The organism is Clostridium thermosuccinogenes, from assembly GCF_002896855.1.
Taxonomy (GTDB): Bacteria; Bacillota; Clostridia; order Acetivibrionales; family DSM-5807; genus Pseudoclostridium; species Pseudoclostridium thermosuccinogenes.
Genome location: NZ_CP021850.1, coordinates 1,820,087 through 1,833,249 on the forward strand (window position 1 = coordinate 1,820,087; position 13,163 = coordinate 1,833,249).

Below are 13,163 nucleotides of genomic sequence, written 5' to 3' on the forward strand. Positions count from 1 at the left end.
GCGCTGAACAATCACAAGGTTACCTAATATTGGCTTGAACTACATCAAGGTAACTAAGGAGGGGTATGTTTCAAAAATTCGATTGTGATATTCCTCGCTTCTTACAGTCATCATTTTCTAAATTACTTTTCAGTTAATGGAGTGACTGATAGAATATTTTTTAATTATATAGTCCGTAAAGAATACCTACAATCCACGCCACCTATTAATTCAATAAAATATGTGCTTATGAATGGAATCTACCATGAAGCTTTAGCAGCCATGGTAGATGTTTTTTTGATGGTGCGGATAACATAATATGATGTATAATAGTATCATAACCGATTATTTAATACACTTTTTGAGGCTGCATGATTGGTTTGGTGCAATGCAAAAGCAAAAGGAGGACTGCAATATGGATACCAGGCCGGTAACAGTTTTTGAACCAGGATTAGGGGGTTCGGCAAATTATCGCATACCATCACTCATCTCAACCAAAAAGGGAACCCTAATAGCAGCAATCGATGCCAGGAGGGACGAACCCGGAGACAACCCAAACAATATTGATAAAGTTATAAGACGCAGCACTGACAACGGAGAGACCTGGGGCGATATACAGCTTCTTGTGGATTATCCCGGAAGAGGAAGAAAGGAAGGATCTGCAGCTATTGACCCTGCTATGCTGGAAGATAAGGAGACCGGCACCATATGGATGATATATTGCCATACTCCGGGAGGTATCGGCCTTTGGAACTCCAGTCCGGGAACCGGTTTTGACTCCAATGGTTACAGGCTTCTGTACGACGAATCTGGCAACATTTATACCCTGAGAGAAGAGGGAGAAGTATTCGATGCATCCGGAAAAAAGACGGACATGGTGGTTGATAGAGGTGGCAATGTTTATATAGGTAATGATAAAATAGGAAATATATATCTGGACAGGGGACCTCTTTTAGAGGCGAGAACTTCATTCCTTCAGGCTATTTACAGCAAGGATGACGGGCTGTCATGGTCAGAACCTATTGAACTGAATCCTCAGGTGAAAGAACCTTGGATGAGGTTTATTGGGGCAGGGCCTGGAATAGGAATACAGCTTACTTCACCCAGATATAAAGGGAGAATCGTATTTCCCATATATTACTCAAACAACCCGGATAACGGTGAGCCAAGGATGTCATGCTGCTTGATTTATAGTGACGATCATGGGACGACATGGAAAAGAGGCAAATCCCCCAATGACGGACGAGTATGGGAAGGCAGCATATTGGACTCCAGGACGCTTAGCATCAGAGAAGCCGAACTTACAGAGTCCCAGGTGGTGGAGCTTGACAATGGAGACCTTTTGTATTTTATGAGAAATCACAGCAGCAAAAGGAGGACAGCCTTTGCATATAGCAGGGACGGTGGAGAAACATGGGGAGAAGTAGACTTCTTTGATGACTTTGCCGACCCCATATGCCAATCCACAGTGATTAAGTATCCTGACATTGGAGATGGGAAGGAACGCTTGATATTTGCAAACCCCTGCCATGAAACCCAGCGAATAAACGGGACCGTTAGGCTGAGTGAGGACGGTGGAAAGACCTGGCCATATTCAAAAGTCATTGACGAGGGCAATTATATGTACTCATGCCTTACCGTGCTTCCAACATATGAAATCGGTTTGTTATATGAAGGAAGAGATGATAAAATACGTTTTGTAAAGTTTACACTCGATTGGATAAAGAGCAAATATTGATTTACTACAGATAAAGGGGAATAGTCAATGGACTCTAAAAACAAGATAGAAGTTAGTATTTATGGAAACAGGTACACTCTGGTAGGAGCAGAACCCAAGGGATACCTGGAAGAAATTGCCCAATACATAGACAAAAAAATGGACGAGGCAGCACAGTCATGTAAAAATAAAGGAACATCAATGATTGCTGTTTTGGCAGCATTAAACGTTGCAGATGAGTATCATAAAAATTTGGAAGAGCTGAAAAAGCTTAAGCAGGAGCTTGTGGAAAAAGGAAAGCTCCTGGAATCCCGGGAAAAACAGGTGGGGCATTATGAGAGAGAATATGGGAAATTGATGTCGGAGATTAAAACCCTGAAAGCAGACATCAGCAGCCGGGAGCAGTCATTTCATAAAAAGGTGGAAGAGCTGAGGGACGAATATGCCCAGAAAGAGAAGAAGCTCCTTGCGGAAAATAAAAAATTGTTTGATGAGTTTGAACGGTTTAGGAAAGACTCCAGCCAAAAAGAGCAAAAGCATCTGCAAGATATTGAAAACTTAAATTACGCTCTGGAAAGCACTAAGGAAAAACTGCAGACAGAAGTGGAAAGCTTGAAAGCAGAGCTGAAGGAAAAGGATAAACAGCTGACGGAAATGGAGAGCCTGAGAGCAGAGCTGCAAGAAAAGGATAAACAGCTTTCGGAGATGGAAAACCTGAGGACAGCACTTCAAGAAAAGGATAACCAGCTCTCTGAAATGGAAAACCTGAGGGCAGAACTGCAGGAGAAGGATAAACAGCTGTTGGAGATGGAAAACCTAAGAGCAGAGCTGCAGAAAAAGAATCAGCAGATATCTGAAATGGAAAACCTGAGAGCAGAACTGCAGGAAAAAGAAGAGCAGCTATTAGAGATGGAAAACCTGAGAGCGGAGCTGCAAGAAAAAGATAAACAGCTGTTGGAGATGGAAAGCTTGAGGGCAGAGCTGCAGGAAAAGGATAAACAGCTATCTGAAATGGAAAATCTGAGGACAGCACTGCAGGAAAAGGATAAGCAGCTATCAGAAATGGAGAACCTGAGGGCAGAACTGCAGGAAAAGGATGAGCAGCTGTTGGAAATGGAGATCATGAGGTTGGAACTGCAGGAAAAAGATAAGCAACTTTCGGAAGTGCACAACCTGAGGGCAGAGCTGCAAGAAAAAGATAAACAGCTATCTGAAATGGAAAATCTGACGGCAGCATTGCAGGAAAAGGATAAACTGCTTTCTGAGAGTGAAAGCTCGAAAAGGGATTTGCAGGACAGCATCCGAGAGCTGCTGGACGAAAACTCCAGCCTTAAGGAAAAGATTGAAGAGCTTAAAGATAACAGCGACTTGAATTCCGAATTACAGCAAAAGCTGGATATTATCATGAAGGAAAATGAGAATCTTAAAGCTGAGCTTAATATGAGAAATCAGGTTTCCGGTGAGTTGGCAGAAGAGATTGCGCACTTAAAATCTGAAATCGAAGAAAGGGAAAAGGAGCAGGCAAAAGAGGTTGAACGATTGACGAAAGAAGCCCTGGATAGGGAGGAGCAGTACAAGGCAAGCATAAGGGAGCTGGAATCCCTATTCAAGCAAAAAGAAGAAGATCTTCTGACAGCTAATGAGCAGGCTAGAAAAGAATATGCGGAGAAAGAAAGAGTATACCGTATTGAAATAGAAAAGCTGCAGCTTGCGCTGGAAGACAAAGAAAACGAGCTTAACGAATTTATCAGGACTTTTGATGAAAAATAAAAAAGCCGTAGAGCTTGTGCTATTTTAGCACAAGCTCTACAGGACAATGATCCGAGCCTAATATGTCAGAATGTATTATCGCGTCCAAAAGCTTGTCCTTAAGCCTTTCAGATACGCAAAAGTAGTCAATGCGCCATCCTGCATTTTTTGCTCTGGCATTAAACATGTAGGACCACCAGGTATATGCTCCTGTCTTTTCAGGATAGAAGTAACGATATGTATCGATGAACCCGGCATTCAATAGCTCGGTGAATTTACCCCTCTCCTCATCGGTAAAGCCGGCATTTCTACGGTTGGATGACGGGTTTTTAAGATCTATCTCTTTATGGGCAACGTTCAAATCGCCACAGACTATTACAGGCTTTTTAGCATCCAAATGTTTCAGATAGTTTCTGAAATCATCCTCCCATTTCATTCTGTAGTCCAGCCGCTCCAACTCCCTCTTTGCGTTTGGAGTATAAACATTGACAAGATAATATTCCTCAAACTCAAGGGTAATTACTCTCCCTTCCTGGTCATGTTCATCAATATTTATACCATAAGCAACAGAGATAGGTTTAATGCGGGAGAAAACAGCTGTACCCGAATATCCCTTTTTTTGGGCGTAATTCCAATACTGGTGGTATCCTTCCGGATTGAACTGAATCTGGCCTTCCTGCAGCTTGGTTTCCTGTATGCAGAAAACATCGGCATCTGCGCTATTAAAAAAATCAAGGAAGCCTTTTTCCATACAAGCTCTAAGTCCGTTTACATTCCATGAAATAAATCTTGGCATTTTGTCCTCCGCTAAAATCCGCTAAAATATGAAAAATTCAAATGCTTTTAAGAATGCTTTCTGGTCTCACCATCTGCTGCTTTTGCTTTTTGCCTTTTTGGAGCTGATTTTGTTGACTATTACCAAAATCAAAATCGCTGCGACAATGGCGACCAAAATATACCTTACTTTATACACCTGCTCCATAGCAGCCAGAAATGTATCGAATATATCCTTCTCCATCACTGTTGCGTTGGAAATAAGGTTGGTTTCGGTTATCGTTTTGCCATCCACTGTGAAGATAGCTTTACCTACAACCTGGCCTTGTGTAATTGGACCTAAGAGCTTAACTTCATCTTCGCCATTTTTAGTATCGGCAAGAAGCTCAGGGTCCCATTGCATGGTCATCTCTATTTTTGAGATATCATCTGTCAGCAGTATGTCAGAATATCCGGTTTCGGCCGATACATCAAGGCTGACCACTTGCTTTCTGTATTTTTTCCCGACATTTACGCTTCCTAAAATTTGCCCTTTTTCAAACAATGTGTGTTCTTTAAAGCTATTAAACCCGTATTCGAACAAAGCTGTAGTATCCAGCCACCTGGACTCCTCATCGGGTTCTTTCATGACGACGGCAATTAAATCCATACCGCTTTTTGAAGCGGAAGCTGCCAGGCAAAAACCGGAATAGGAAGTATGGCCGGTTTTGATACCGGTAGCAAACTGGTAGTAATATTTACCATATTGATTTACCAGCTCATTTCTGTTCACCCAGAGCCTGTGCTCCCCGTCAGGAGCGGTGGTTTCCAGCACCCTGGTTTTAACAATCTCATTGAAAAGGTCATACTTCATCGCTTCTCTGGAAAACAGAGCTATGTCATAAGCTGAAGTATAATGGTTTTCATCATGATATCCGTCAGGGTTGACAAAATGAGTATCCTTTGCACCCAGCTCTGCTGCCTTTTTATTCATCATATCAGCAAAATAGCTCAATGATTCCTGAATCCCCATAGAGGCATCCCCTGATTTTTTCCTGGCTACGGTGACAGCAGCGGTATAAGCGGCATCATTGCCTGAGGGGAGCAAAAGCGCCCACATGAGGTCCCGAGCCGACATGGTTTCACCTATTTTTAATCCCGACGCACTGGAATCCAATCCTATATGCTTGATCTCATCCCCTACGGTTACAGTGTCATCAAGATCTAGATTTTCCAATACTAATATGGCGGTAAGTATTTTAGTAGTGCTTGCAGGATAAATCTGCTTATGTAATTCTTTTTCATATAGAACTTTTCCTGATTTGGCTTCCATAAGTACAGCACTTTCAGCTTTTAACTCCGGAGCTGTGGAAGCTTTTGCAATTAACGGGTTAAACTGAAATAGAACAACGATTGCTAGAACTAAAGTTAAAACTCGCTTCATCTTTTGATCTCTCCTGTGCATAGTATATTTTATTGCATTTGACTTGCTGAGCAGGGTAAATGCCAACGGGAAATCGGCCTGCCGGTTAGCAATAAGTTGTTTTATTGCTAACAACCTTCATTATATCACATAAACTTGCATTATGAATTTCCAATTTGTTTTAAATAATCACTGATTCCTGATTTAATGGCATTTTAGCTCCCAAATTTTCAAAAAAGCTTCTATGTTTCCTTCCATCCGTAGTCCATATGGACAGAGAGATCATATAGCTGACAAATTTCAGAAAAATTTGGACATAAAAACTGCGCTCTTTTTAAATAATATAATATATAAACATTTTTGAACATAAAATTTTAAATGACAGGAGACAAGGATATGGACATAAACATGATCAATAGTTTTCCAAAAACATTTCCACCTCAAAAACAGGATAAACAGCCGGGTATAGAAAGTCAGATGAATCCGCGGCCTGTGTTTGAAGATCCAAACTACAGGCCGTCGGTAAAGCTCCATGGGAAAACTGCCATAATCACAGGAGGTGACAGCGGAATCGGAAGGGCCGTTTCAATAGCCTTTGCCAGTGAGGGAGCCGATGTTGCCATAATTTATCTGGATGAGCACAGTGATGCTGAAGAGACTAAGATGCATATTGAAAAAAGAGGAAGAAAGTGCCTGCTGATACCCGGAGATATCGGAGATGAACGCTTTTGCATGCAGGCGGTGCAAAAAGTCATCGGAGAGTTTGGCAAAATCGACGTGATAGTGAACAATGCTGCTGAGCAGCATCCGCAAAACAGTATAGAGGATATCACTGCGGAGCAGCTGGAAAGGACATTCAGGACCAATGTATTTGGAGTTTTTTATCTTACAAAGGCTGCCATGCATTATTTAAAGGAAGGAGCATCCATAATAAACACTACATCGGTTACTGCCTACGCCGGGAATGAAAGGCTGCTGGACTATTCCAGCACCAAAGGGGCTTTGACGACCTTTACCCGATCCCTGGCCTTGCAGCTGGCATCCAGAAATATAAGGGTCAATGCCGTTGCACCGGGTCCGATTTGGACTCCCCTTATAACTTCTTCAGCTTCTTCGGAGCAGGAGGTGACAGAGTTCGGTGCAAATACTCCCATGGGCAGGGCAGGTCAGCCGGTAGAACTAGCCCAAGCATATGTTTATCTCGCTTCCGACGATTCATCCTACATGACCGGGCAGACAATTCACATAAACGGCGGAAAAATAGTAATCGGTTAGCTGGCTTATTCATTCTTTCAGGCTGTTATCAATTTATGAAAAAATTTCATAGCATTAAAATTCTTTTAATACAAAGAATTTTATATAGGTGGCAAAGTTATTGCGTTATTATTTGAAATAATTGCAATAATATGCAATATATACCTGATTAGCGTACAGAAAATGTACAGAATTGAAAACTGATGAAAGGATGAAGAGAATGAAAGCTGTTATCATGGCAGGCGGGGAAGGTACAAGACTCAGACCGTTAACTTGCAGTAGGCCGAAGCCAATGGTTCCGGTTGCAAACAAGCCTGTTATGGAGCATATCATCGAACTTTTAAAAAAACACAACCTTACTGAAATAGCCGTAACTCTTCAATACATGCCGGATATAATTAAAGAATATTTCAATGATGGTAAGGAACTGGGGGTGGATATGAGATATTATGTAGAAAATACACCCCTGGGGACAGCAGGCAGTGTAAAAAATGCGGAAGATTTTCTTGATGATACATTTATTGTAATTAGTGGAGATGCCTTGACAGACATTGATTTGTCGGAAGTGATAGATTTTCATAATAAAAAAGGCTCAATGGCTACCTTGGTGCTTAAGAAGGTCGATATCCCGCTGGAATACGGTGTGGTGGTAACGGATGATGACGGCAGAATTGTGCGTTTTCTGGAGAAGCCCAGCTGGGGAGAGGTATTCAGCGATACTGCCAATACGGGAATATATGTGCTTTCACCGGAAGTGCTGAGTTATTTTAAGAAAAATGAAATGTTTGATTTCAGCAAAGACCTTTTTCCCATATTGCTTAAGGAAAACAAGCCCATGTATGGCTTTATTGCCGATGGCTACTGGTGCGATATAGGGGATTTGGCGGCATATAGGCAGGCTAATTTTGATGTTTTGGACGGCAAGGTAAAAGTAAATATTTCCGGTAAGCAGATCAGCAAAGGCATATGGGTGGACGAGGGTGCGGAAATAGATGAGACAGCGACAATAGAAGCACCCTGCATAATCGGAAAAAATTCGAAAATCAAGAAAAATGTACACATAGGAAGCTATTCGGTTATTGGAGAATCCAATATTGTCGAGGACAGGGCAGGCCTTAAAAGAAGCATAATATGGAAAAACTGCATTCTGGAATCCAATGCGCAGCTTAGGGGCAGCATACTATGCAACAAGGTTCATTTCAGGGAAAACACTTCGGCTTATGAGAATGCGGTTATAGGCGATGATACCACAGTAAGGGAAAATGCTGTGATTAAGCCGAACATCAAGGTATGGCCCAATAAATTGATAGATGAAAGTGTTGAAGTGAATTCGAACCTGGTATGGGGTTCTAAGTTTACCCGTACTATTTTCGGCAACAGAGGTGTGGCAGGAGAGATTAATGTTGACATAACACCGGAATATGCTTCAAAGCTTGGTGCCGCCTATGGTGCAGTATTCAAGGGAAAAGCAAAAGTGGGGATAAGCTGTGACAGATCCAATTCTGCCAACATGCTGAAAATTTCCTTTATTTCCGGATTGCTTTCCTCCGGGCTTGAAGTGTATGATCTGGGAAACCTGCTGCTGCCCATGACCCGATCCGCCGTCAGGTTTTATAAATTTGACGGAGGTATCCATATAAGCACTTCATCAGAGGACATGGCTCGTTTGTTCGTTGACTTCCTCGATAAAAACGGAAGCAATATAGACCGTGGACTGGAGAGGAAAATAGAAAATGTCTTTATAAGGGAAGATTTTTCACGCTGTGAAGGCGACTTGATAAAGCGCGTGGAAGTGATTCCTGATTACAGCAAATATTACCTTCACAGTATCATAAACAACGTAAAATCGCAGAAGATGAATTTTCGTGTGGCGCTGTTTTCCAACTCCGACTTTATCACCAATACCATGAGCACCCTTTTAAAGGAGCTGGGATGTGAGGTCGGAATTATCCGGCAGAAGCTCATCAATACCAGGACAATAAAGCAGAGCACGCTGGCGGCTGACGTCAGATATTTTTCAAATTATATAAAGACAAGGAAATTCGATCTTGGCGTGTCCATAGAGGATAATTCGGAGAAAATGATGCTGGTGGACAACAAAGGAAGGATCGTCACCGAGGACATGTTCATTGCACTGGTGTCCCTGATATTATTAAAAATGATGAACGGTGGTATGGTGGTCGTTCCTGTTTCAGCAAGCCAGGTAGTGGAAAAGATTGCAGAACAGCATAATGGCAAAGTATTGAGGGCAAAAACCTCACTGCAGGACTTAATGGCAAAGATGCTGTGCAGTGAAGTGAAGGAAGGGATGCTGGAGCAGTTCACCATGCATTTTGATGCAATGGCCGGTCTTGTTCGGATACTGGACTTCATGGCATCAAATGACTGCAAATTGTCGGATCTGGTGGAAATGATCCCGGATTTCCATATAAACCGGAAAGAGGTGGAATGCCCCTGGAATGCCAAAGGCAAAGTGATAAGGCAGATTATGCAGGAGGCAGGCAAAGACAGAGTGGAGACCCTGGAAGGCGTCAAAATCCATCAGGACCGGGGATGGGTTTTGGTTCTGCCGGATGCGGAACGGCCTGTATGCAAGGTTATAAGTGAAAGCTACTCAGCAGAATTTGCAGAGGAATTGAGTGACCTTTATGTAAACAAGGTGAGGGAAATCAGCAGGAGCTGATGCAAAATCAGAGGAAATATGAAAGTAAAACAGGGACATTAACTGCCCCGTAAAAAGATGAATTTATTCAGCAAAGCCGGTATTAAATTATCGTTTTCAAAGGAAACACTGACCGGGCCGGATCAATGTGACCATATGTGATATGAATACTCAAACCGGCTATACAGGATTTTTTATAAGAATAGCTTCAGGTAATCAGTAGCAATTTATAGCGAAGGAAGATTATCCTGCAATAAAAAAACTAAGTCACCATCGCCGCTTATAAGGCTGGTGACTTTTTTTATGCCTAATGATAATACATGCTTTCATCGGATTGAAGCTGCAGATTCGGTATATACTGCTTAAAGCCGTCCACATAGTCCTTTACCGCATCACAGAAGGCATCATCATCGGTCCGGCTGAAAACTGAGAAGATTATGTCATCCATATAATCATCAAAGTAAGTAGTTATCAGGAAATTCTTAACCCGCAGGTCGGTAAGGCCACGGAAGAAGTTCCTTGCCGGGGTAAGCCCCACATCTATTATGGCGCTTAAATCATCCAGGACGATGTCATAGTTGCTGTTGGAACGCAATATCTCCATATTGCCCATGTCCATGTTATCGTAGGTTTGGAATCCCAGCCGTTCCAGCTCATCCTGAATTATGGCTCGGCAGAAGAAATGCCTGACCGATTCAAAATGAGCCTTCTTATACCTTTCCAGATAATATTCTTCCGTGAAGTCGATATTGGTTCTTTTTAAATAAACTTCATCCTGTACAAGAAGTTTATTGTCCATGAGAAATTTCAAGAAATTGACATCCCTGTCACCGCCGCTGTCTGCCCTTGAATTGTCCAATATATTTTCCAGGGAGACACTGACTTCCCTTCTATGCAGTTTGTCAAGCAACTTGCTGTTTTTCAAAATCATCACCTCGGTTTTATTATGTCCATATAGATTATTTATAATAGATTGTTTACATATCGTACCCATAGTTTTAAATTGGATGTGGTTCCGGATGAAAGGAAAAACATAATCAAAGCTGTGAATGCAGCGCTTGTGATGGAGAGCTTCGATGCAATTTACGTGAGATAACAAAAGGAGGGCAGGAATGAAAGGTATCCTTTTACTTACTTGAATTCAGATGAACATTTAAGTGATTTCAACATGCCTTTCTGTATAATGCAACCTACTATAAGCATTAGAAGTTCACGCCAGATCAAAGGAGTATATACCTTAACCAGGGAGGATATTGTGTCTGCGCGAAGGTTTGAAGATGTGATTGCTCACGGAGGTTACCCTATTGATGTTCATAGCCCTGATGGCAAAGAAGAGGTGGTAAAGGATGAGGATAATATCACATAGGGATGCATGTATAGTATACCTTACAGGTGTCTGATAAATAACAGGAATGCAAACCTTATCACAGTAGGCAGATGCATTTCCGCAACCTTTAAAGCTCAGGGGGCGATCAGGACGACTACTATTGCGGGAGCTGTAGGTCAAGCTGGAGGTGTAGATGCATATCTCGCAGTAAAGTATGAACAAAAGGCACTGGAAGTAGATGTACATGGAAATTCAAAGAATTCTCATTAAAGAGGAAGCGAAACTGGAAATATAGCAAAGGCTTGAAGATATTTTCCACATCTACAAGTGGAGGGTAGTGATGGTTTATGGCAAGAAAAGATTTTATTTCCCACCACAACGGCATGTTTGCAATAGCAAGCAGAAGCTTCTTTGGTTATAACATTATGAAAGCAGCAGGGGTTTTATGGCCTTGCTGCTTTTTGAGTACCTGAAATATTGCTATGGTTCATTTCCCTTTACATTGGGTGTTTAAAGTGCTATATTTTTATCTGTTACAAAATAACAATATCTGGTAATTTAAAAACCCGAGTGCTAAAAAAATTATGCTTTAAAATTAATGGAATCAGCAGCTCTTGCATCGGATGATATTTTCTGCTGCCACTTGAAATTGCGCTATATTAAAAGTAGAATTTAAATAAGTACTATTTTGGCTTTTCATAAAAGCTATTTGGCAACAGAATCAAGGAACTTTATGTAGAAAATACAAATACAAACTAATTTATTTCAGGGGTTGGAGTATGAGCAAAAAAGACACAAGGCTTGTTTTCTTCATAGCTTTCGTGATGTTTGGCCTCTTACTGTCCGTTCAATTTAAGAGCATTTTGAAGGTAAACAGCAAGAAGCTTTCTGTGGAAAACAAGATTGTTCTGTATAAAGATCAGCTGGAAGCTGAAAAAGAAAAAACAAAATATCTTGAAGAGCAAATCAGCTTGGCAGAGAAGGACAGGGAAAACCTGTTGAATGAGCTGATTGAAAGTCAAGGGGACGAATACCTGCTGGCACTTAAGGAGAAGCTTGACAGGACGAACTTGATTGCCGGGCTGACGGATGTAAAAGGACCGGGTATCATCATTGAATTGGATGACGCCCCTGGCAGAAATCCGGACAACCCATTTGAGGACCCCAATGATCTTATAATACATGAGCCTGATATTTTGACCATATTGAATGAGTTGAAAAAGCTGGGAGCGCAGGCTATATCAATAAATGGCGAAAGGTTGGTCTCCACCAGCGAGCAGATATGCGCCGGACCTACCATTCTCATTAATAACAAGCGCTATCCGGTACCCTATGTTATAAGTGTCATCGGAGATCCGGAAATGCTTTACAACGGCATAAGTGAGAGCTTTATAGTATATATTTTGAGAAGCTATAGAATCAGAGTGGACATAAAAAAATCCAATGAAGTAATAATACCAAAGTATGAATATCTGCAAAAGGATATAGTGGGGGAGGGAACACTAAAATGAAGATGAAGATATACCGGAATATAGCGTTAACTTTGGTATGTATAATACTGGGCGTAATGGTTTCATGGCAATATAAAAGTGTAAACTTCAATCAAAAGAGCGTACAGCAGAATTATAAAAGAGTAGAGGAAGTAATGGACGAGCTTCTTTCGGAAAAACATAAAAATGAGCTCCTGAGCCAGAGATTGAATGAGTTAAACAAGGAAATAGAAGACTACAAAAATGCTACCAATGCTTATGCAGCTTTGAGCAAGGCTTTGGCACGGGCAGAAATGATAGCTGGGCTTACGGACGTAAAAGGTCCGGGGGTGATAGTAACTCTGGACAATAACATAGAAAAAAACGGCTATGTTGAGGAGACGCATATTTTAAGCGTGATAAACGAACTAAGGGCATCCGATGCTCAGGCGATATCCATCAATGGAGAGAGAATAGTTGCCATGAGCGAAGTGAGAAACACGGTTAACTATATCATGATAAACGGAAAACAGATGCGTCCTCCGTTTGTCATAAAAGCCATAGCTGACCCTGACAAGCTGGAGAGTTCTCTCACATTGCTGGGAGGTGTAAAGGAGAATCTGGAGCTGATATATCATATAAAGGTGGATATAAAAAAATCTGACAACATTGAAATTCCTAAAGTCAGGGATGACGGGACAGTAATCAAAACCGACAAGCTCACGCCTGTTAATGATTGATAAAGTTCAGCTTGACTTAAGAATAACAGTTGAGGATGTACCTCCAACTGTTATTTTTTTTATGTTCAAACAATATATATATTATAGATT

The 13,163-nt window shown here is 41.5% G+C and carries 9 protein-coding genes and 1 pseudogene; 7 read left to right on the forward strand and 3 right to left on the reverse strand.

The features are described 5' to 3' along the window. Window positions 1-394 precede the first annotated feature (394 nt). Together CDO33_RS08000 and CDO33_RS08005 are read left to right on the forward strand one after the other, a co-directional pair. Window positions 395-1,717: a sialidase family protein gene (locus tag CDO33_RS08000; protein ID WP_161496566.1), complete on the forward strand. Its 1,323-nt coding sequence runs from the start codon at window positions 395-397 to the stop codon at window positions 1,715-1,717. Window positions 1,718-1,744: 27 nt separating this feature from the next. Continuing rightward, window positions 1,745-3,466, forward strand: a complete 1,722-nt coding sequence (locus CDO33_RS08005; RefSeq protein ID WP_103082429.1) for a cell division protein ZapA — start codon at window positions 1,745-1,747, stop codon at window positions 3,464-3,466. A gap of 19 nt (window positions 3,467-3,485) precedes the next feature. Here the strand turns inward: CDO33_RS08005 and CDO33_RS08010 are convergent, their stop codons facing one another. Both CDO33_RS08010 and CDO33_RS08015 read right to left on the reverse strand, forming a co-directional pair. Further along, window positions 3,486-4,241, reverse strand: a complete 756-nt coding sequence (locus CDO33_RS08010; RefSeq protein WP_103082428.1) for an exodeoxyribonuclease III — start codon at window positions 4,239-4,241, stop codon at window positions 3,486-3,488. 66 nt (window positions 4,242-4,307) lie between these two features. Continuing rightward, window positions 4,308-5,642: a D-alanyl-D-alanine carboxypeptidase family protein gene (locus CDO33_RS08015; RefSeq protein WP_161496565.1), complete on the reverse strand. Its 1,335-nt coding sequence runs from the start codon at window positions 5,640-5,642 to the stop codon at window positions 4,308-4,310. Between the two features lie 375 nt (window positions 5,643-6,017). Here CDO33_RS08015 and CDO33_RS08020 point away from each other — a divergent pair, with 375 nt between their 5' ends. Both CDO33_RS08020 and CDO33_RS08025 read left to right on the forward strand, forming a co-directional pair. Further along, window positions 6,018-6,896: an SDR family oxidoreductase gene (locus tag CDO33_RS08020; RefSeq protein WP_242973361.1), complete on the forward strand. Its 879-nt coding sequence runs from the start codon at window positions 6,018-6,020 to the stop codon at window positions 6,894-6,896. Window positions 6,897-7,086: 190 nt separating this feature from the next. After that, window positions 7,087-9,558 (forward strand): sugar phosphate nucleotidyltransferase, encoded by a 2,472-nt coding sequence (locus CDO33_RS08025; RefSeq protein ID WP_479690740.1) that lies wholly within the window; start codon window positions 7,087-7,089, stop codon window positions 9,556-9,558. 286 nt (window positions 9,559-9,844) lie between these two features. Here CDO33_RS08025 and CDO33_RS08030 read toward each other — a convergent pair whose 3' ends face one another. Further along, window positions 9,845-10,462, reverse strand: a complete 618-nt coding sequence (locus tag CDO33_RS08030) for a hypothetical protein (protein WP_103082425.1) — start codon at window positions 10,460-10,462, stop codon at window positions 9,845-9,847. Between the two features lie 258 nt (window positions 10,463-10,720). On the opposite strand from CDO33_RS08030, the pseudogene CDO33_RS21245 reads away from it, so the two are divergent. The 3 genes and pseudogenes from CDO33_RS21245 to CDO33_RS08050 all read left to right on the forward strand — a co-directional run bounded on the left by CDO33_RS21245 (window position 10,721) and on the right by CDO33_RS08050 (window position 13,073). Further along, a pseudogene (locus tag CDO33_RS21245) lies at window positions 10,721-11,134 on the forward strand (FAD-dependent oxidoreductase). A gap of 509 nt (window positions 11,135-11,643) precedes the next feature. Further along, on the forward strand, window positions 11,644-12,375 hold the full coding sequence (locus CDO33_RS08045) for a DUF881 domain-containing protein (RefSeq protein WP_103082422.1): 732 nt from the start codon (window positions 11,644-11,646) through the stop codon (window positions 12,373-12,375). Then, entirely contained in the window at window positions 12,372-13,073 is a 702-nt protein-coding gene (locus tag CDO33_RS08050; protein WP_242973940.1) for a DUF881 domain-containing protein, read from the forward strand. Before CDO33_RS08045 ends, CDO33_RS08050 begins: the two co-directional genes overlap by 4 nt. Window positions 13,074-13,163 lie beyond the last annotated feature (90 nt).

What these genes read in the sequence shown, in the direction of transcription:
- CDO33_RS08000 (WP_161496566.1), top strand. Translation starts at nt 395, where the DNA reads ATGGATACCAGGCCGGTAACAGTTTTTGAACCAGGATTAGGGGGTTCG.
- CDO33_RS08005 (WP_103082429.1), top strand. Translation starts at nt 1,745, where the DNA reads ATGGACTCTAAAAACAAGATAGAAGTTAGTATTTATGGAAACAGGTAC.
- CDO33_RS08010 (WP_103082428.1), bottom strand. Translation starts at nt 4,241, where the DNA reads ATGCCAAGATTTATTTCATGGAATGTAAACGGACTTAGAGCTTGTATG.
- CDO33_RS08015 (WP_161496565.1), bottom strand. Translation starts at nt 5,642, where the DNA reads ATGAAGCGAGTTTTAACTTTAGTTCTAGCAATCGTTGTTCTATTTCAG.
- CDO33_RS08020 (WP_242973361.1), top strand. Translation starts at nt 6,018, where the DNA reads ATGGACATAAACATGATCAATAGTTTTCCAAAAACATTTCCACCTCAA.
- CDO33_RS08025 (WP_479690740.1), top strand. Translation starts at nt 7,087, where the DNA reads ATGAAGAGAATGAAAGCTGTTATCATGGCAGGCGGGGAAGGTACAAGA.
- CDO33_RS08045 (WP_103082422.1), top strand. Translation starts at nt 11,644, where the DNA reads ATGAGCAAAAAAGACACAAGGCTTGTTTTCTTCATAGCTTTCGTGATG.
- CDO33_RS08050 (WP_242973940.1), top strand. Translation starts at nt 12,372, where the DNA reads ATGAAGATGAAGATATACCGGAATATAGCGTTAACTTTGGTATGTATA.